This window comes from Kouleothrix sp. 19917, assembly GCF_057073505.1.
Map to the genome: position 1 here is coordinate 6,059,124 of NZ_CP097099.1, position 19,852 is coordinate 6,078,975.

Annotated in this window: 17 protein-coding genes; 10 read left to right on the plus strand and 7 right to left on the minus strand. The window is 63.9% G+C overall.

Going from position 1 to position 19,852, the window contains the following annotated elements:
* Window positions 1-138 precede the first annotated feature (138 nt).
* From M1P90_RS24450 to M1P90_RS24485, 8 genes are all read left to right on the plus strand, one after another.
* Window positions 139-2,721 carry a M4 family metallopeptidase gene (locus tag M1P90_RS24450; protein ID WP_483698133.1) on the plus strand — a complete coding sequence of 861 codons (2,583 nt, stop codon included), beginning with the start codon at window positions 139-141 and terminating at the stop codon, window positions 2,719-2,721.
* Window positions 2,722-2,760: 39 nt separating this feature from the next.
* Window positions 2,761-3,693, plus strand: a complete 933-nt coding sequence (locus tag M1P90_RS24455; protein ID WP_483698134.1) for a PrsW family intramembrane metalloprotease — start codon at window positions 2,761-2,763, stop codon at window positions 3,691-3,693.
* A 33-nt stretch (window positions 3,694-3,726) separates the two neighbouring features.
* On the plus strand, window positions 3,727-4,332 hold the full coding sequence (locus tag M1P90_RS24460) for a DcrB/PsbP domain-containing protein (RefSeq protein ID WP_483698135.1): 606 nt from the start codon (window positions 3,727-3,729) through the stop codon (window positions 4,330-4,332).
* Window positions 4,329-4,886 (plus strand): hypothetical protein, encoded by a 558-nt coding sequence (locus M1P90_RS24465; protein ID WP_483698136.1) that lies wholly within the window; start codon window positions 4,329-4,331, stop codon window positions 4,884-4,886. The genes M1P90_RS24460 and M1P90_RS24465 overlap by 4 nt, the downstream gene beginning before the upstream one ends.
* Before the next feature lie 564 nt (window positions 4,887-5,450).
* Entirely contained in the window at window positions 5,451-6,467 is a 1,017-nt protein-coding gene (locus M1P90_RS24470; RefSeq protein ID WP_483698138.1) for a GNAT family N-acetyltransferase, read from the plus strand.
* A gap of 37 nt (window positions 6,468-6,504) precedes the next feature.
* A complete protein-coding gene (locus M1P90_RS24475) occupies window positions 6,505-8,310 on the plus strand; it encodes an ABC transporter ATP-binding protein (RefSeq protein ID WP_483698140.1) in 1,806 nt (601 codons plus the stop codon).
* The gene (locus tag M1P90_RS24480; RefSeq protein WP_483698142.1) at window positions 8,307-10,142 is read left to right on the plus strand and encodes an ATP-binding cassette domain-containing protein; all 1,836 of its coding nucleotides are present in this window, start codon (window positions 8,307-8,309) and stop codon (window positions 10,140-10,142) included. Before M1P90_RS24475 ends, M1P90_RS24480 begins: the two co-directional genes overlap by 4 nt.
* Window positions 10,143-10,483: 341 nt before the next feature.
* Window positions 10,484-11,287, plus strand: a complete 804-nt coding sequence (locus tag M1P90_RS24485; RefSeq protein ID WP_483698143.1) for a class I SAM-dependent methyltransferase — start codon at window positions 10,484-10,486, stop codon at window positions 11,285-11,287.
* Between the two features lie 98 nt (window positions 11,288-11,385).
* Here the strand turns inward: M1P90_RS24485 and purQ are convergent, their stop codons facing one another.
* The 4 genes from purQ to M1P90_RS24505 all read right to left on the minus strand — a co-directional run bounded on the left by purQ (window position 11,386) and on the right by M1P90_RS24505 (window position 15,952).
* Window positions 11,386-12,168: a phosphoribosylformylglycinamidine synthase I gene (purQ, locus tag M1P90_RS24490; RefSeq protein WP_483698144.1), complete on the minus strand. Its 783-nt coding sequence runs from the start codon at window positions 12,166-12,168 to the stop codon at window positions 11,386-11,388.
* 164 nt (window positions 12,169-12,332) lie between these two features.
* Window positions 12,333-13,736, minus strand: a complete 1,404-nt coding sequence (locus M1P90_RS24495) for a protein kinase domain-containing protein (RefSeq protein ID WP_483698146.1) — start codon at window positions 13,734-13,736, stop codon at window positions 12,333-12,335.
* Between the two features lie 90 nt (window positions 13,737-13,826).
* Window positions 13,827-15,266, minus strand: a complete 1,440-nt coding sequence (locus M1P90_RS24500; protein WP_483698147.1) for a sensor histidine kinase — start codon at window positions 15,264-15,266, stop codon at window positions 13,827-13,829.
* 5 nt (window positions 15,267-15,271) lie between these two features.
* Window positions 15,272-15,952 carry a response regulator transcription factor gene (locus M1P90_RS24505; RefSeq protein WP_483698148.1) on the minus strand — a complete coding sequence of 227 codons (681 nt, stop codon included), beginning with the start codon at window positions 15,950-15,952 and terminating at the stop codon, window positions 15,272-15,274.
* 153 nt (window positions 15,953-16,105) lie between these two features.
* Between M1P90_RS24505 and M1P90_RS24510 the strand changes: the two genes are divergently transcribed.
* Window positions 16,106-16,696 (plus strand): hypothetical protein, encoded by a 591-nt coding sequence (locus M1P90_RS24510; protein ID WP_483698149.1) that lies wholly within the window; start codon window positions 16,106-16,108, stop codon window positions 16,694-16,696.
* Between the two features lie 240 nt (window positions 16,697-16,936).
* On the plus strand, window positions 16,937-17,572 hold the full coding sequence (locus M1P90_RS24515) for an HD domain-containing protein (protein WP_483698151.1): 636 nt from the start codon (window positions 16,937-16,939) through the stop codon (window positions 17,570-17,572).
* Here the strand turns inward: M1P90_RS24515 and M1P90_RS24520 are convergent.
* The 3 genes from M1P90_RS24520 to M1P90_RS24530 all read right to left on the minus strand — a co-directional run bounded on the left by M1P90_RS24520 (window position 17,569) and on the right by M1P90_RS24530 (window position 19,780).
* The gene (locus M1P90_RS24520) at window positions 17,569-17,940 is read right to left on the minus strand and encodes an SWIM zinc finger family protein (protein ID WP_483698153.1); all 372 of its coding nucleotides are present in this window, start codon (window positions 17,938-17,940) and stop codon (window positions 17,569-17,571) included. The genes M1P90_RS24515 and M1P90_RS24520 overlap by 4 nt on opposite strands.
* 252 nt (window positions 17,941-18,192) lie before the next feature.
* Entirely contained in the window at window positions 18,193-18,951 is a 759-nt protein-coding gene (locus M1P90_RS24525) for an SDR family oxidoreductase (protein WP_483698155.1), read from the minus strand.
* 106 nt (window positions 18,952-19,057) lie between these two features.
* Window positions 19,058-19,780: an SDR family NAD(P)-dependent oxidoreductase gene (locus M1P90_RS24530; RefSeq protein ID WP_483698156.1), complete on the minus strand. Its 723-nt coding sequence runs from the start codon at window positions 19,778-19,780 to the stop codon at window positions 19,058-19,060.
* Window positions 19,781-19,852: the final 72 nt, after the last annotated feature.

Sequence of the window (19,852 nt, forward strand, 5' to 3'; positions counted from 1 at the left end):
CGTGTAAGATACACGCGCTCTTGTTGCACGATTTCACTACTCTCGCAGGCGCGTACTGCCCCGTTGCCCGGCCCCTGGCCGCAGGCGCAACACGGGAGTCGGCGCCACACGGACTCGCTCTGGTTATAGAGGCTGTGCATGAACGACCGATTTGTACAGCGTTTGGCGCTGCCCTTGCTGCTGCTGGTGATGCTGGCTGCGCTGCCGGCTGGCGCAGGCGCAGCCACGCCGGCCAGCCCCGCGCCATCGCTGCCGGCCGGGCGCGCCGCCCGCGAAACAACGCTGCGCGTGCTCCAGGCGCATACCGCCGCGCCATTGAACATCCATACTGACGCTGCCACGGGCGCGGCGGATTTTCTGGCCGCCGCCGATGCGCATGTTCCGCTGGCCTACACGCCAGGCCCTGCCGAGGCTGGCAACCCCGAGGCAACGGCGCGCGGCTTTCTGAACGCCTACCGCGCACTATTTGGCCTGCGCAGCGCCCAGAGCGAGCTCGCGCTTGTTCGCATTGAAGCCGACAAGCAGCTTGGCTACAGCCATGTGCGGCTTGGGCAGGTCTACCAGGGCATCCCGGTTTTTGGCAAGCAGCTGATTGTGCATGTCGATCCGCAGGGCCGGGTCGCCAGCGTCAATGGGCAGTTCTTCCCCGGCATCGAGCTCAAGACGCGGCCTGTGGTTGGCGTGGACGCAGCCGAGCAGGCGGCGCTGCGCTACATCCCCGGCGAGCTGGATGAGAATGAGCGCGCGACGGTGCAGCTAAACCTGCGCCACGACCGCACCCGCCTGATGATTTATGTCGAGCCAAACGGCACGCCACGCCTGACGTGGAGTGTTTCGGTGGCGACGGCGCGACCGCTCGGGCAGTGGCAGGTCTTTGTAAACGCGAATCGGGCGCGCGTGGTGCATGGCATCGACAGCCTGGCGAACGCCAAGCGCCGCGTGACCTTCAGCGCCGACAACACCACCGAGCTGCCCGGCCGCCAGCTGATCGACGAAGGCGAGCGCTCGCGCGACCCGGTGGCGCAGGCCGCGCACGATGGCGCGGGCACAGTGTACGACTACTACGCCAACACCTTCAAGCGCGATAGTATCGACGACCGCGGCAGCCCAATCGTCTCGACCGTGCACTTCGGCAGCGACCCTTCCGAGCAGGAAAATGCCGCCTGGATCGGCGAAGCGCAGCAGATGGTGTATGGCGACGGCGGGCAAATCTTCGAGCCGCTGGCCTATGGCCTGGATGTGATTGGCCACGAGCTGACCCACGGCATCACCGACAACACCGCCCAGCTCATCTACGAAAGCCAGTCGGGCGCGCTGAACGAATCGTACTCCGACATTTTTGGCGCGATGATTGACCGCGACAACTGGACGATCGGCGAAACGGTGGTGAAATCGCCGCCCTTCCCCGCGCCATTCATGCGCAGCCTGGAAGACCCGAACATGGGCGGCCTGTACCGCCCCAGCAACCCGCTGCGCGGCGTGGGCCAGCCCGCCAGCGTCAGCGAGTATGCCGACCTGCCGGTGAGCCGCCGCGCCGACAATGGCGGCGTGCATATCAACAGCGGCATCACCAATCACGCGGCCTATCTGGTGGCGCAGGCGATCAGCAAAGAAAAAATGGAGCAGATCTACTACCGAACGCTGACGCAATACCTGTCGCCGGAATCTGATTTTTACGACGCCGCCCGCGCCACCGTGCGTTCCGCCCAGGAGCTGTATGGCCAGGCCGAGGTTACGGCGGTACAGAACGCCTTCGGCCAGGTTGGCATCGACGTGGGCGGCAGCGACAATGTGCCCGAGCCGCAGCAGCAGCCCGCGCCCTCGGGTGGCACCACGCCGCCGCCAAGCAGCCCGCAGCTGCCCACCGGCTGCACCGATGTGATCATCAACGGCACGTTTGAGCAGAACGGCGGCTGGACCGAAGAAGCCCAGGGCGCGTCGATCATCGACCCCGAGCTGCCGCACACCGGCAAGCGCAGCGCCTGGCTTGGCGGCACCGACCAGGAAACCGTGCAGTACATCTACCAGGATGTGCGCCTGCCCGCCAACGCCACCAGCGTGCAGCTCAGCTACTACCGCCTCATCCACAAAGAACTGTCCGGCCTGCTGGGCATCCTGGCAGAAGATGCGAAATTCAGCGTGCTGATCGCCAACACCAGCGGCGACGTTCAGGCCACGGTTGAGGAGCTAAGCTCGGCGCAGGGCGACGACGCCTGGAAGCAGGCGCGCTTCAACATCAACAAGTTCGCCGGCAAGAGCGTGCGCCTGGTGTTTGCGGCCGAAAACCCGCGCGGCAACATCAGCAGCCTGTTTGTCGACGACGTGAGCATGGCGGTGTGTACGAGCAACGCCACGCCGAACACGCCCGCGCCGGCCCCCGCGCCCTCGCAGGCCACGGGCATCAGCATCGAAGGCACGATCAGCGATGTGAACACCGGGCGCGGCATCGAGGGCGCCGAGGTCTACTTCATAAAAGCCGGCCTGAGCGCCAGCGACGCCGCCGCCGACGACTCGCTCACCCGCGACGAAGTGCTGACCAGCGGCGTGACCGACGGCGACGGCTACTACCAGCTCGACGATCCGGTGCCCGCCAGCCAGACCTATAGCGTGATTGTGGTAGCCTCGGGCTACCGCCCGATCATCGCCGACGACGGCGTCGATGTCTCGTCGGACGCGACCAGCCCGTTTGTGGTCGACGCTACCATGCGGCGCGGCAACTAAGCGCGCGCGTGGAACCTGCAACCCGGTACGGAGTTTTCGATGGACGAACAAGTCAGGTGCTGCATCTGCGGCGACCCGGTATCGCCGCCCTACCATATCGTTGGGCAGCGCGCCTACTGCGACCGGCACTTTGCCACGCTGAGCAAGCCCAACCGCGGCTTCTGGCGGGCCGGCGTTATGCAGCTGGCGCTGATCGCCATTTTCAGCGCGGTGGTGGCCCTGCTGGCGAACTACGTAGGGCCGCTCGACCATACTGCGCTGCTGCTGTTTGGCGTTTTTCTGGCGATTGTGCCGTCGGCGCTCTGGCTGGCCTTTTTCTACGACCAGGACCGGCTTGAGCCCGAGCCAAAAAGCCAGATCGCCAAAGTGTTCCTGCTGGCCCTGCTGCTCACCGACGTGCTGGCGCTGCGCCTGTTCAACGATTGGTTTGCGCTGGCAAGCTGGGCACCCGCCGAAACGCTCAACTCGCTGCTTGCGAATGTGCTGATTGTTGGCTTTACCATCGCCGGAATCGTTTATGCCTCGGTGCGCCTGATCGTCTATGCCACGCCCGAGTTCGACGAGCGGATGGACGGCATTGTCTACGGCACGGTGGCCGGGCTGGGCGTGGCAACGCTGCTGAACCTGCACTATGTGATCGACAACGGCGGCGTGGCGCTTGGCCCCGGCGTCATCCATGTCGTCACCACTGCGCTGGCGCAGGCCTCGTTTGGCGGCTTGCTGGGCTACTTCATGGCGCAGGCCAAGTTCGAGCACAAGCCCGGCTGGTGGGTGCCGATCGGCGTGGTGGTTTCAGCGGTGCTGAATGGCGTGTTTAGCTGGCTGATGAGCGAGATCAGCGCCGCAGGCCTGGGTGTGCAGCCGTGGCGCTCGCTGGTGCTGGGCCTGGTGCTCGCGCTGGCAGTGTTCGGTATTTTGCTGGCGCTGATGCGCCGCGCCATCCAGGCCACACTGGCGCAAGCCGCCCCCTGAGTTTCGCGGCGTATTTTCGAGAACGAGAAGCGAATGATACAAACAACCGATCAGGGCGCGCTCTACCGAATGCGCCTGGCGCGCAAGGACATTGGCGTGGCGGTGGTGGTGCTGCTGGCGCTGGCGCTTGGCTGGCTGCTGCGCATGCAGGTCGAAAGTCGCACGCGCCAGTTTGCCGAAGAAGGCGCGACGTTCAGCATGACCTACCCGGCAACCTGGAATGCCACCGACACGCTGCAAGACGCGCTGCTGAAAATTTCCGATCCGCTGACCGCTTCGGCCTTCAAAACCAGCCTGACAATCGAGCGCCGCGACGCCGACCCGGCCAGCCCGCTCGATCTGCAAACCCTGCTCGACCGGCGGGTGGAGCAGCACGGCGCGCTCACCGGCTACCATTTCCTGGACAACAGCGACACAACCGTTGGCGGCGTGAATAGCAGCGCAATCGACTATGCCTACGTCGTGCAGCCGATCGACCAGCCGCGCCGCCCTTCTTTGCCGGTGGTCGTGCAGGCGCGCGAGTATATTGTCGCCGCAGCCGGCCGCACCTACTACATCACGCTGGCAGCCCCGGCCGAAGAGTTCGACGCGGCCCGCGCGCAGTTCGAGCGCATGATACAAACGGTGAAAATACAATGAGCGACACACCCGAAACCCCAGACACACCGCCCGAGCGCCCCGCCGACGAAGTGGCGCATCTCGACCATAGCGCGGCCGATACGGGCCTGCACGCGCCGCACACCGACACCAGCCACCACAAAAAAGCGCCAGCGCCTGCCGCCCCCGCCGACTCCATGGCGCGGCCACGCGGTGCGCTGGTAGCCATGCGCAAAAGCGGCGGTCTGGTCTTCACGTGGCGGCTGCTGGTGGTGCACCAGGATGGACGGCTGATCTACAAGAGCAACGAGATCGGCGCGCCCGAAAAGGCCCGCGTGATTGGCGCGCTCGACGCCGCGCAGAAAGCCGCGCTCGAAGCCGCGCTCGCCGCCACCGATTTCGGGGCGCGGGCGTATGGCGCGCGCCAGAACCCCGACGCCTTTGCCTACGAGATTATTGCGCGGGTGGGCGACGACAACCACTATGCTGAGGCGTTCCAGGGCAGCATCCCGGCCGCGCTCCAGCCGCTGATCACGCAGCTCAACGCGCTGCTTCCCGGCGCTGCGCCCGCTGCCCCCACCACCAGCGGCGACTAGCAAATCCGCCCATGGGCGGATGGTTCGGCGCGGCGCGGCATGGTATGCTGTGCGCGTCTGAAATCGCTACCAAAACTACTGAGGCACAGAACGACATGATGCTGCAGGCACACAACCGGAAGAACTAAGGATCGTCGTCTGACGATTCGGGGGCGTGGGGCATGCCACGGGCATAGCTCAGCGCCGCACTTCTGGCTGGTCGCACTGCGCTCATCTCGACGCTATTGCTTCAGTTTCTTCTGAACATAGCCGTGAGCGTTTGCGAACGCCCACGGCTCTTTTGTGCCCACGGCGCGCACACACCCCTACCGGTAGATCGGCACAGCCGCGCGGCGCAATCGGCACGTATTTATCCACAATTGGGCGGGGTTATCCACATCGATTGTGCGCGAACGAACGCGAATCTAAACTGAATCGAAAACATGATGGATCGCATCCCTATGGCTCAAACCATGATACAGGTTTCGCCCAAATGTTGCACGGAATCACGCGCTGGCGCAAAAAATCGCCCAGGTTATCCACACTCGAAATTCTGCCGAGCCTAACACACAAAGGAGGCGCGCTATGCATTCTTTACACAATTCTGTAACACTCCGAGCCGGCACGCTGGGCGATCTGCCCGCCGTGGTTGAGATTGCCAACGCCTGCTCACGCGAAACCGGCGACGGCGAAATGCTCACCGCTGAAGCCTACGCCGAAGAATGGAACGACCCGTCGATCAACCTCGACACGAATACGCGTGTGGCGGTTTTGCCCGACGGCACGGTTGGCGGCTGCGTGGAAGTGTGGAGCGGCAGCCCATATGTGAGCCACTGGGTGTGGGGGCGCGTGCACCCCGAATTGCGCGGCCAGGGCATTGGCAGCGCGCTGATGGAATGGGCCGAATCCCGCACCCGCGAAACCATTGCGCAGGCACCCGCAGGTGCGCGCGTCGTGATCGACACCGCCAGCCCGAGCGGGCACCAGCCCACCATCGACCTGATGCTTGATCGCGGCTTTGCGCAGGTGCGCGACTCGCTGCGCATGGCTCGCCCGCTCGATGGCGCGCTGCCTGCGCCACGCTGGCCGGCCGGCATCACGCTGCGCCCCATGCGCGACGAGCACCACCGCGCGCTCTACCGCGCCATCGACGAGGCGTGGCGCGACCACTGGGGCTATGTCGCCAAGCCGGAAGAAGAAGGTTTCACCACCTGGATGTATCGCCTGACCCAGCGCGCCGAGTACGACCCCGCACTCTGGATGGTGGCATGGGATGGCGACCAGATCGCCGGCGCGGCGCTATGCTACCCGTCCTACAGCGGCGACCCGACCTACGGCTGGGTGAGCCGGCTGGCGGTGCGGCGCGCGTGGCGCAAGCGCGGCCTGGGCGAGGCGCTGCTCTATGCAGGCTTTGCCGCTTTACAAAGCCACGGATGCACCCAGGTCGGGCTGGGCGTCGATGCGCAAAGCCTCACTGGCGCAACCCGCCTGTACGAAAAAGTTGGCCTGCGTACCGTTCACAGCATGATCGCGTTTGAGAAAGAAATTCGCCCCGGCCACGACCTCTCGACGCAGGATCTCAGCGCGAGCGACGAAGAATAAATCGCCACTCGCCAGCTATCGCCGCAAAGGAACGACAATGAACGCTTCGCTTGGTAATCAGCAGAATCTGCTCGCGACCTACCTGCGGCCCTTGCGCGGGCATGTTGCCCTGCTGGCCGCGCTGCTGCTTGGCGGCATTGGCCTGGAGCTGCTCAACCCACAAATCCTGCGCTCGTTTATCGACACCGCCGCGCAGGGCGGCGCCACCAGCCAGCTTTTCCGCGCCGCGCTGCTCTTTATTGGCGTGGCGCTGTTCCAGCAGCTTGTCACAGTGGCCGCAACGTATATGAGCCAGAGCGTGGGCTGGAGCGCCACCAACGCCCTGCGCGCCGACCTGATCGCGCACTGCCTGGGGCTGGATATGACCTTCCACAAGGCGCACACCCCCGGCGAGCTGATCGAGCGCGTCGATGGCGACGTGACCGCGCTGGCAACCTTCTTCTCGCAGTTCGTCATTCTGGTGCTGGGCAACGGCCTCTTGCTGATCGGCGTGCTGGCCTTGCTGTTCCGTGAAGATTGGCGCGTCGGCACGGTGATGGCGATCTTCTTCCTGGTGGCAATTGCTGTGCTCACGCGCCTGCGTGGCCTGGCCGTGCCGCAAATGACGGCCGAGCGCGAAGCCAGCGCCGAGGTGTTTGGCTTTCTGGAAGAGCGTTTGGCCGGCCTCGACGACATTCGCGCAAATGGGGCAGGCGCGCATGTGCTGCGCCAGTTCGCGTATGTTGGCGAGAAGCTGTTTCGGAAAGGGCGACGCGCCGGCATTCAGGGTACGTTTGTGTGGGGCGCAAGCATGGGCCTGTTCACGCTGGGCTACACGCTGGCGCTGGGCATGGGCGCGTACCTTTACAGCGCCGGCGCAATTACCATCGGCACGGTGTATCTGTTCTTTCAGTACACCGAGTTGCTGCGCCGCCCGCTTGAGCAAATTGCCGACCAGTTGCGCGAGTTTCAGCGCGCCGCCGCCGGCGCGGCCCGCATTGGCCAGCTTGCGCGCACTGCCCCCACGCTCCACGACGGCGCGGGCGCTGCGCTGCCACCCGGTGCGCTGGGCGTCGGCTTCGAGCGCGTGATGTTTGCGTACCAGGACGAAGGGCCAATGACGAAAGACGAAAGCAATGCCGATGCGCCTTCCGTCCTCAGTCCTTCACCGAGCGCCGTTCTCACCGATATTTCGTTTGCGCTTGAGCCCGGGCGAGTGCTGGGCCTGCTGGGCCGCACTGGCAGCGGAAAAACCACCCTGACGCGCCTGCTGTTCCGCCTGTACGACCCCAGCGGGGGCACCATTCGCCTGGGCGGCGCGGATTTGCGCGAGCTGCCGCTGGCCGACCTGCGGGCGCGCGTGGGCATTGTGACGCAGGATGTCCAGCTGTTTGGCGCAAGCATTCGCGACAACCTGACCTTGTTCGACCGCACAATCGACGATGCGCGGATCATGGCGGCGCTGGGCGAGCTTGGCCTGCACCCCTGGCTTGGCGCGCTGCCGCGTGGCCTTGACACCGAGCTGGGCGCGGGCGGCACCGGCCTTTCGGCTGGCGAATCGCAGCTGCTGGCCTTTGCGCGTGTGTTCCTGCGCGACCCCGGGCTGGTCATTCTGGATGAAGCGTCGTCGCGGCTCGACCCGGCCACCGAGCGCCTGATCGAGCAGGCCGTCAGCCGATTGCTGCGCGGGCGCACGGGCATTATCATCGCGCACCGGCTGGCAACCGTGCAGCGCGCCGACGAGATTATGATCCTTGATGCCGGGCGGATTGTGGAGCACGGCCCGCGCGCCGCGCTGGCAGCAACCCCCGATTCGCGCTTTGCCACGCTGCTGCGCGTGGGAATGGCGGAGGTGCTGGTATGAACAAGTGGCAAACCGCGCTGCGCCTGGCGCGCACGCGCCCGTGGCTGTTCGCTATTTCGTTTATTTTGTGGGTGCTGTTCGCGTTCATGCCGCTGGCGGTGGGTCTGGTAATGCGCGCCTTTTTCGACGCGCTCACCAACCCGGCGGCGGCGCAGCTTTCGCCGCTGGAGCTGCTCGGCGTGCTGCTTGGCTCCGAAAGCATGCGCATCGTAGTTCTGCTGCTGTGCCTGGCCTGCTGGACGACCTTTTGGAACGCGAGCGAGTGGCTGCTGCGCACCAACATGCTGCGCTGGCTGGTCGAAGGCCCGGGCGCGCGCGTGCTGCCCGAAAACCCCGGCGCGATCGTCAGCCGCTTCCGCGAGGATGTGCACGAGCTGATGCTGTTCCTCGACACATGGCTCGATCTGACCGGCGAGCTGGTGTTTTCGGCCGTGGCGCTGGCGATTATGATGCAAATCAACGCGCTGATCACCGTGGTGGTGTTCCTGCCCATGGTCGGCATCGTCGCGGTGACGCATATCGCCGGCACGCGCATCAGCAGCTACCGCAAATCCAGCCGCGCCAGCACCAGCCGCGTCACCGGCTTTATTGGCGAGGTCTTTGGCGCGGCGCAGGCGATCAAGGTAGCCGCCGCCGAAGGGCAGGTGGTGGCGCACTTCCGCGAGCTAAGCGAAACGCGGCGGCAGGCGGCACTGAAAGACCAGCTGCTCAGCTCGCTGCTCGATTCATTCAATGTGAATACGGTGAACCTGGGCATCGGCCTGATCCTGGTGCTTTCGGCCGGGGCGATGCGCGACGGCAGCTTTGGCCTGGGCGATTTTGCGCTGTTCGCAAGCTATATTGGCTGGGTGGCGGGGCTGCCGCGCTGGGCCGGGCGCTTGCTGACACGCGCGCGCCAGGTGGCGGTGTCGCTGCGGCGCATGGAAGAATTGCTGGCGGGCGCACCAGCCGGCGCGCTGGTGGAACCCATGGCCGGCACGCCGCGCCTGGAACTGCCCGCTCCTGCGCCGCTGGAAACGCTCGAAGCGCGCGGGCTGCGCTTCTATTTCCCCGACAGCGGGCGCGGCGTCGGCCCGGTCGATCTGACAATTGCGCGCGGCTCGTTCACGGTGATCACCGGGCGGGTGGGCGCGGGCAAAACCACGCTGCTGCGCGCGCTGCTGGGCTTGCTGCCCGCCAATGCCGGCGTGCTGCGCTGGAACGGCGTGCCCGTCGCCGACCCGGCCAGCTTTCTGACCCCGCCGCGCTGCGCCTACACGCCGCAGGTGCCGCACCTGTTTAGCGAAAGCCTGCGCGCAAATCTCGATCTGGGCCAGCAGCTCGCGCCGGACGCGTTGGGCGGCGCTATTCACACAGCCGTGCTCGACCGCGACATCGCCGCCATGCCGCAGGGCCTCGAGTCGCTGGTTGGCTCGCGGGGCGTGCGCCTTTCGGGTGGGCAGGTGCAGCGCAGCGCCGCCGCGCGCATGTTCGCGCGCAACGCCGACCTGCTGGTGTTCGACGACCTGTCGAGCGCGCTGGATGTGGAAACCGAGCAGGCGCTGTGGGAGCGACTGGCGCGGGGAGCTAGGGAATGGGGTTTAGGGATTAGGGCTAACGATGGACTCCAGACCCCAGACCCTAATCCCCAGACCCCGACTATTCTTGCGGTGTCGCACCGCCGGGCCGCGCTGCGCCGCGCCGACCAGATTATAGTGCTCAAGAATGGCCGAATCGAGGCGCAGGGAACGCTCGAAGAACTGCTGGCAAGCTGTGCCGAAATGCGCTACCTGTGGGATGGCGAGGCAACCGAGGAGGCCGAGGCTGAGGAAATCGCCGAAGCGGTTCTATAAAATCTATCGTGTTGCGTGACAGAGTAACGCCGTTTCCATGTTTATGCGGAAACTGCGTTACTCTGTTTCGATAGTCGATTTACACGCTGAACTACCAAATAAGCGAAATAAAGCCAATCATACCATAGCAAAAGGTCGCGAAAGATCAAAATTGTATTTTCTCCGATCTTCATATATTATTCGCAAGCATATTGAAGATCAAGGAGAATTATATGCCTGTAAATTATCTACGAACGCAACTCGAAAATCAGCTAAAACACGTACTTTTGCGTATAACAAGCTCACCATTACTCGGATACCTGCCACCATTCGTTCCATACGCAGGCAGCCGGAACACATATATGATTCCAGTTCCGGTGTATCAGGATGGAAGACGTGCATCCAGCGACTTTCCTGTGCCGCCAAAAGAGCTATGGCTTGGTTATGGATCGACGGCCGATGTTTATCTGGAGGCGGGGCAACACCACACCAACCGCATGCTGCACGTACTAGAGGAAACTGGGTGGTCGCTGGCTGCTGATGCGCGCGTTCTTGATTTCGGCTGTGGGGCTGGCCGAATGGCGCGCTGGCTGTTGGAGAAAGTGCCCAGTGGGGAGATTTGGGGCACCGATATTAGCGCATCGCACATTACCTGGTGTCAACAGAACCTGACGCCACCAATGCATTTTGTCACCACCACGACGATTCCGCACCTGCCATTTGAAGATAATTCGTTTGATCTGATTTATGCTGGTTCGGTCTTTTCGCATCTCGACGACCTCGCCGATGCGTGGCTGCTTGAACTGCGCCGCATTTCCCGGCCTGGCGGCAGGATCTTCATCACAATTATGGATCAAACGAGCATTTCATCGTTTTCACAAGAAAAATGGAAAGATTTCTGGCTTCGCTGGTATCTTCTGGCTCATCGTGAATATCGGGCATATATCACTTCGCAATTCAGCAAATTCACGATAGGCCGCGCTTTGCAGGCGCAGGTATTTTATAATCGCGATGAGCTTGCCCGCAAACTTGCCCGCTGGTTTACCGTCCACAGCGTTGTGCCAGAAGCATATGCCTTCCAAACAGCGCTTGTTCTTGAGAAATTTTCCGCCACACCGCTTACAAATCAAGCCGCCGAAGCAAACGCTACTCAACTGTCGGCATAAAGCCCAGACGCGCGAAACTACATGGCGCCCAACGCCTACAACCCGGCCGGGCGGACCTATGTGTCCGCCCGAACTACCTGCGAGCCCGCCCGAACGCCCTACAAACTCGCCGCGTAGCGCACCGCATTGCGGAAAATCACCAGCCCATCACCTTCGGCGCGGGCGGGCTCGCGCGTCCAGCGCGGGTGCTGGTGTGGCAGGATGGCATCCTCGGGGTGCGGCATCAGGCCGAGCACATTGCCCTGCGGGTTGCACACCCCGGCAATCGCGTCGTCGGAGCCGTTGGGGTTGGCAGGATAGCTGGCCGCGCCGCCGTCTGGGGCGGCATAGCGCAATGCCACCTGGCCGTTCGCGCGCAGCGCCGCCAGCACAGCCGCATCGCGCGCCACAAAGCGCCCTTCTCCATGCGCCACTGGCACCTCAATCGGCTGCTCGATGCCCTGCGTGAAGATGCAGCGGCTGGCTGGCTCGGCGGCGAGGTGCACCCAGCGGCACTCGAACTGACCCGAGGCGTTGTCGGTGAGCGTGGCAGCCGCGCCCTGCTCAGTTTCTACACCCGGCAGAATGCCCGACTTCACCAGCACCTGAAAGCCATTGCACACGCCAATCACCGGGCGGGCGTCGGCCACAAAGGCGGCGAGCTGCTCGGCCAGGCGGTGCAGCAGGTCGACGGCGAGCAGCTTGCCCGCGCCGAGATGATCGCCATAGGAAAAGCCGCCGGGGATGATCAGCAGCGCATAGTCGGCCAGGCGCACCGCCCCATCGACAACACGATTGACATGGACGCGCTCGGCCTGCCCGCCGGCAAGCTCGATTGCGGCGGCGGCGTCTTCGTCGCGGTTGATGCCGGGCGCGCGCAGAACCAGGGCTTTCGGGGTCATATGCTTCCTTCACAGGTGGGCGGCACACAAACGCGACGGCCAGCACAGCAGCCATCGCGTCGTCGCGACGCATGTTCGCAAAAAAACCGGCCGATGTGGGAAAACTCAAGGTTTCTTGTTCGGCCTTCGAGTCTTTGAGTCTTTGTGGAAATAGGCAAGCCCGGCTAGCTGCCGCGAAATTCCATCTCAACCTCGCCAATCTTGATCCGATCGCCGGGGCGCAGGCGCTGCGGCTGGCGCGGCACGACCTGCTTGCCATTCAGCAGCGTGCCATTGGTCGAACCCAGGTCGGTGAGCGTGTAATAATCGCCATTGCGCTCCAGCAGCGCGTGGTTGCGCGACGCAATGCCGCGATCGTGCTCGGCCAGGTCGATCTCGGGGTAGTGATTCTGGCGCGGGTCGCGCCGGCCAATCCGCACGGGCGAGCGGTCGAGCTTCTGCTCCCAGGCGGCGCGTGGCGAGGTGATCAGCATGCGCGCCACTGGCGGCGCGCCCAGCGGTGCGCCACAGCCCGCGCAGAACCGCGCACCGGCCTTGTTCACGCGCCCACAGCGGCTGCATGTCACGCCGTCGGCTGGGAGGGCGGGCATGGGCACCGGCACCGGCTGCACCGACGGCTGGGCGCTGGGCAGGGTTGCGGGCTGCGTTGGCACCGGCGACGAGCTGAGGGTCGAGGGCGAGGGGCGCACCGGCGGCGGCGGCGGCGCCCGATCGATCGGGTTGACGAACGGCGCATCGAGGCAGCCGGCCATTGCCTGCTCGAACTCATGCATGTTCTGAAAGCGCACATTCGGGTCGAGCGCCATGGCGCGAATGATCACGCCTTCGGTGCGATCATCGACCGAAGGGTTCATTTTGCGGATGGAGCCAACCGCCGGGGTTTGCAGCGGAATGGGCGGCATGTTTGTCAGCAGGTGCAGCAGCGTTGCGCCAAGCGCATAGACATCCGAGCGCGCGTCGGTCTGGCCTTTGCCATACTGCTCGGGCGGCGCGTAGCCAGCCGAGCCCATCGCCACGGTGTCTTTCGATTTGCCGCGCTTGTGGGTACGCGCCACGCCAAAGTCGATCAGCTTCAGCACGCCGTCGGGCGTGAGCATAATGTTGGAAGGCTTGAGATCGCGATAGATAATTGGCTCGGGGCGGCTGTGCAGGTAGTTCAGCACCCGCGCAACCTGGATGCCATAGCCCAGCACCTGCTGCTCCAGCAGCGGCGCATTGGCTTCGTGCATGCGGTCTTCGAGCGTTTTGCCGGGCACGAACTCCATGACCATGGCGGGCCGGCCCTGGAAGGAGAAAAGCTCGGCGACGACGGGCAGGTTAGGGTAGTGCAGCGATTCAAGCAAGCGCGCTTCCTGCTCAAACAGGCGGCGGTTTTCCTCGACCTCGGGCACGGGCGCGTCGGGCTGCGAGCGCATTTCTTTCAGCGCCCAGACGGTGCCGTCGGAAAGCCGTTGGGCGCGATACACCGCACCCATACCACCGCGGCCAATCAGGGCCAAAATTTTGTATTGGTCGCGCTGGCCGGGCACAACTGTTTCAGGGGTGAGCAAATCGTTCAAAGCGATCATAAGAGCCACCAACTCTATCGCATGCATCGCGGATGCGGCGCGTACCTGATTGTACCATACTGCGCGCGTCTGTGGTGCACTGGCATGCGCTCACGCAAGCGCGGGGGTAGTGAGGGGCAGCCAGAGAGTGAAGGTGCTGCCTTCGCCGGGCGCGCTGCGCACGTTTACGCCGCCGCCGTGCGCTTCTGCCACCCACTTGACGATTGCCAGGCCCAGGCCCGCGCCGCCCGCCGCCCGCGAGCGTGCCCGGTCGGCGCGAAAAAAACGCTCGAACACATACGGCAGCGCGTCGGCGTCGATGCCCACGCCCGTGTCGCGCACTTCGAGCGCGGCGTGGCCGCCCGCGCGCGCGACCGCCAGGGTTACGCTGCCGCCGGGCGGGGTGTGCTGCAAGGCGTTGGCAGCCATATTCAGCAGGGCCTGCTTGAGGCGATCGCGGTCGCCAATCACCTCAACCTGCTCGGTAATCGCGGGCCGGAGCGTAAGCCCCTGCGCCAGCGGCGCCAGGTCGCGCACCACTTCCAGCACCAGCTCGTCCAGCGCCACCGGCTCGTTCCGCAGATGCACGCCCGACTCGGCCTGCGCCAGCAGCAGCAGGTCGCTCGACATGCGCACCAGCCGGTTGACCTCGCGCTCCATCGCCGCCAGCGAGGGGCCGATCTCGGCGGGGGCGTGCTGGCTGGTGCGGCGCAGCAGCTCGAGGTTGCCACGCATGGCGGTGAGCGGTGTGCGCAGCTCGTGCGACACGTCGGCAACAAAGCGGCGCTGCGAGCTAAACAGCACTTCCAGGCGCTCGAGCATCTCGTTCACAGTGGCGGTAAGCTGGGCCAGCTCGTCGCTGCCCTGGGCGGCTGGCACGCGCTGCCCGAGGTCTTCGGCGCGCACGATCTGGCGGGCGGTTGCCGCCACCTGCCCCACCGGCACCAGCGCGCGCTCGGCCAGCCATGTGCCGCCGCGCAAGGCCGCCAGCAAGGCAATCAGGCTGATCAGGACGAGGCTAATGCTCAGCAGTTGAATGGTGCGATTGATCTCGCGCAGCGGCTGCGCCACCAGCAGCACGCCAACCACCGCGGTGTCGTCGCGCAGCGGGCTGGCCAGCATGAGCACTGGCGAGTCGCCCAGCATTGTTTCGGCCGCTTGTTCCCGGCCAGCAATGACAGCCGAGCGAAGCGTAAAATCAAGGGGAAGCTGCTGCTGCTTCAGGCTGGCCGAGGTGACCACCATGCGCCCGGCAATATTGACAGCCTGAACATACAGCGAAGGCGTTTCCAGGCCTTCGACGCTGAGCGGGCGTGTGCGATCAAGAAAGGAAGGGTTATTGAAATAATCGTCAAGCTTGATGCCGGTATTATCGAAGTCACGTTGAATCAGATCGCTGCTCGACTGCAGCTCGCGCACCATCTCGGCGCGCAGTTCCGAGCGCACTGTCAGCACCACGCCGATGCCCAGCAGAACGAGCACCGCGCCAAAAAACGCAGTGTAGCCCAGCGCCAGGCGCGCGCGGAGCGAAAATCGCGACGTTCGGGGCACGGCGCTCAGGTGTCGTCGCGCAGAACGTAGCCCACGCCGCGAATGGTGTGAATCAAGCGTGGCGTGCCGGCGGCTTCGAGCTTCTGGCGCAGCGCGCGCACATAGACTTCGATCACATTGCTTTCGCCACCAAAGTCGTAGCCCCAGATCCGCTCGTACAGCAGATCGCGGGTGAGCACCTGGCGCGGGTGGCGCATAAACAGCTCGAGCAGCTCGAACTCCTTGGCAGTGAAGGACACGCGGGCGGCCCCGGCGCGTACTTCGTGCGCCACCAGATCGAGCGTTACCGGGCCAAACTGCAGCACCTCGCCGCTGGCCTGCGCCTGGTGGCGGCGCAGCTGCACCCGCACGCGCGCCAGCAATTCTTCAAAGGCGAAGGGTTTGACGAGGTAGTCGTCGGCGCCGCACTCCAGGCCCGCCACCCGATCGGCAACAGACTCGCGGGCGGTTAACATAATGATTGGAACATTCGAGCCAGCGCGCAGGCGGCGGGCCACTTCCATGCCATCCAGCCCTGGCAGCATCAGGTCGAGCACAACGACATCGGGCGGGCGCTCGCGGGCAGCGCCGAGCGCCGACAGCCCATCCTCGCAGATCTCGGTTGCAAAGCCTTCGAATGCCAGCCCGCGGCGCAGGTAGTCGGCGATCTCGGCTTCATCTTCGACAATAAGAATGCGCTGGCCCATACGCTTTCCTCACATTGGCTGCCTGCCCGCATCCTAGCACAAAGGCACGGGCGGCACAACTAAAGCGCAGATGAGCGAGAGTTGCGCATTCGCCCAAGCTGCCGTACACTGCCGCGTATCTGTTACATTGTGTAGCTGAATATTTGAGATCGTATGATCTATCGCTCGCGAATCAATGGCCTGCCAGTCTGCACTGGCGATATTATCTGCACCACCGACGGCTCGGCGGCCACAACCATGGGCAAGATCTGGCAGGCGCTGGGCTTGCTGGTGCCGGGCGAAGTTGATCACGCTGCGCTGTATCTGGGGCCGGGCGGGCGCTGCGTGGAAGCGGGCGCGCGTGGCGTGGTGCTGTTCGATGTGCCGGAAGAGCGCTGGGAGGCCGAGCGCATGGCCAGCGAGCGCTGGCTGGTCGATACGCTGGTTGGCGTGGCCTACCCGCTGGCCGATCGCGACGCGCCCGGCCTGAACGACGAGCATCTGCGCGCAGCAGTGGCCGACTACTGCATGCTGCAGGCCGCCGAAGATAAGCCGTATAATGTGAACTTCTTCGATCCGAACACCGACGCGGCATTCTATTGCAGCCAGCTGATCTACAAGGCCTATCTTGAATTCGGGCTGGATGTCAGCGTTCCACCCGGCACAGCTTCAGGCACCCCACCGCGCATTGTGGTGCCGCAAATGCTCTGGCAGAGCAACCAGCAGCTGCGCGCCGGGAATGCAGCACTGGAGCAGGATCGTTAGCCCGGCGCCTCAGAAATGCGGTTTGGCGCCTGGGCAGGGCATCGCAGCCTGCGTACATTCTTGCTTGGCTGGCAAACAGCGCGCATTTTTACGTAATTTATACGATGTTCAGGGGCGGAAAGCTGGCTATACTCAGCGCATACTTATGTGGAAGCAAGTAGAAGCGCTTCCAGCCTATGCGAGCCAACCATGCTTCATTCTCTCCGCCTCGCCGGTTCTGTTCATTACCCAGCCGCCCCAATGATGGAGCAGCACACCTTGCCCGATTTTGAGCAAGCCCGAACCTATGCAATCGCGCGCCTTACCCACGAACTGCCGCCCGCGCTGACCTACCACTCGATTGCACATACCTGCGACGAGGTTGTGCCTGCTGCCGAGCGCATTGCGGCGCTTGCGGGCATCGGCGATGACGACCTGCTCCTGCTGCGTACCGCCGCCTACTACCACGATCTAGGCTTTATTACGCTCTACGCCGGCCACGAAGAAGCGAGTGTGGCGATTGCGCGCGCGGCGCTGCCGAGGTTTGGCTACCAGCCCCAGCAGATCGAGCGCATCGCCGGCATGATTCGCGCCACCAAGCTCCCGCAATCGCCAACAACCCTGCTAGAGCAAATTCTGGCCGATGCCGACCTCGACGTGCTGGGCAGCGACGATTTCTTCGAGCGCAATAGCGCGCTGCGCACCGAGATGGCGAATTTTGGCGGCGCGATGACCGACGAAGGCTGGTATGCCAACCAGCTGAAGTTTGTGCAAACTCACAGCTACTGGACGCCCGCCGCCGCGCAGCTGCGCGACACCGGCAAGCTGCGCAGCATCGCCACCCTGAACGACAAGCTGGCACACACCAAGCGCACGCCCTGGCGCGTCAGAACCTAGCCACGGCGCGGGCGCAGCGTGGCAAACAGGCGCTCGCCTGGCAGCACCTGCCGATGCTGGCGGCGCGCCGCAGCCTGTGTGGGCCAGAACGAAAGCACACCCTGCCCGGCGTAGGCTACGCGCAGCGCCGCCAGCACATGCTTGCAGTTAATGCCGCCGTGCTGCGCCCAGCGGCACGTGCAGTGCCCCGCCAGCTCGCCCGGGTAGAGCGCAACCTCATAGTGCTGCCCAGAATCCCGCGCGCTTTCCACAAGGTAGCGCCCATGCGCCGCATCGCGCTCAATAACCTGCAGCTGGCGGCTGGCATCCTGCAAGGCCTTTATATGAACAACATTTCGTGTCGTAACCGTCGTCTGCTCAATCGTCATCGTACCCTCTCGTATTTATTTACACTTTTGCCGCTCGAAACGCCACCGAATAAAGCCCATTCACACGCCTGATTGGAGCCAGTATAGTGCCTTTGCAAAGCGCAATTCTCGTCTTCTATAGTATACCAGAATTTTGCTTTTATGTAAATAAAAAATATGTTAGATTCGTAATTCTTTTATGCAAAAAATCCTAACGACGAGGCAGCGCGCCGCACAGCTGAGGGGGGGCACGGCGCGCAGGAATGCGAAAAATTACCACGGGATCACGCCCATGGTTGCGTGCGTAAACGTGCCGGTTGGGCCATCCGGGCCAAGCAGCGCCACGCGCACTGCCTCGCGCGCGCCTTCTTCAACGGTTTCGGTGCCTGCGTAGTTGTTGAGGTTGGTTTTGGTGAAGCCCGGCGAGACGGCATTGACCTTGATGCCCTCGGGCTCCAGCTCGATCGCCATTGCAAGCGTGAGCGCGTTGAGCGCCGTTTTGGAGGCCGGGTAGACCGGGCCGAAGATTGCGCGATGCGGGTTCGTGGGATCTGAATTTCGCGTCAGCGAGCCAGCCCCGCTCGACACGTTGACGATGCGGGCGGCAGGTGCGGCGCGCAGCAGCGGCAGCATAGCCTGATACACCGCCAGCACCCCAAAGACGTTGGTTTCCCACACGGCGCGCATTTCGTCGAACGACACATTGCTCGGGCGGGTTTGCTGCGCATATTCCTCGACCGACATACCCGGCTTCATGCCCGTGGTTGAGATCGCCGCGTTGTTGATCAGCACGTCGAGGCGGCCAAACTCGTTGCGAATACGCTCCGCCGCAGCGGCAATCGAGGCGTGGTCGGTCACGTCAAGCTGGATCGCAATGGCATTGGGCCCAACTTCTTTGGCTGCCGCCTCGCCGCGACCGAAATTGCGCGACCCAAGCAGCACCGTGAAGCCGTGCGCCACAAGGTCTTTTGCTATTTGCAGGCCGATGCCCTGGTTCGCCCCGGTGACGAGAGCGATGGATTTGGTAGTCATACGAGATCCTCTCTTGTTTCTCTTTGTATGCAGTTTTCCGCGCGTAGCGCGGAAAACTGCATACAAAAAGATCATTTCTACCTTGCTGCCGTAGGCAAAACGAACCCTACGCCATCGGCATGCCCGCTTCGGCAGGCTCGTTGATCGCAGCCTCGACGATGTTGCGCGCCACATCTTCGGCCGTGTCGGGCGCGCGCCGGGGCTGGCCGGGCGCATGGCGCGGGCCGTCGCTGGGGTGCTCAATCAGCGCGTTCTTCCCAAAGTCAGTGCTGGTCTGGCCGGGGTGAAACAGCACCACGCGAATATTATCGGGGGCCAGCTCGTTGCGGGCGGTCAGGCTCAGGCCGTTGAGCGCGTATTTTGTCGAAGCGTATGCGCCGATCATAGGAATGGCCATCTTGCTCACATTCGAGCTGATGTTGATGATCACGCCGCCACCCTGCTCGCGCATCTTCGGCACAATCGCCTGCATGGCGTGGAGCGGGCCAAACAGGTTCAGTTCGATGATCTGGTGGTAGTGATCGGGATTGATCGTCGCCACGCTGCCCGCCGCTGCCTGCCCGGCGTTGTTGATCAGAAGATCGACGCGGCCAAAGCGCTCGTAGGCGGCATTGATCAGCGCCTGCACCTGCGTCCGGTCGGTCATGTCGGTTGGCACGATCAGTGGCTCGGCGCTGGCGGGCAGGCTTTGCGCCACCGCTTCGAGCTTATCGGCCGATCGCGCCGCCAGCACCAGCTTCGCGCCCGCATCGGCGAAGGCGCGGGCAGTTGCCGCGCCAATACCCATCGATGCGCCGGTAATCACCACAACTGCACCCTTGATATCCATAATGGGAACCTCCTGTTTCTGCGTTGGTGCTTGCCAAGTTGGCATGGTTTCGGTAAAATGGAGCAATGTTCC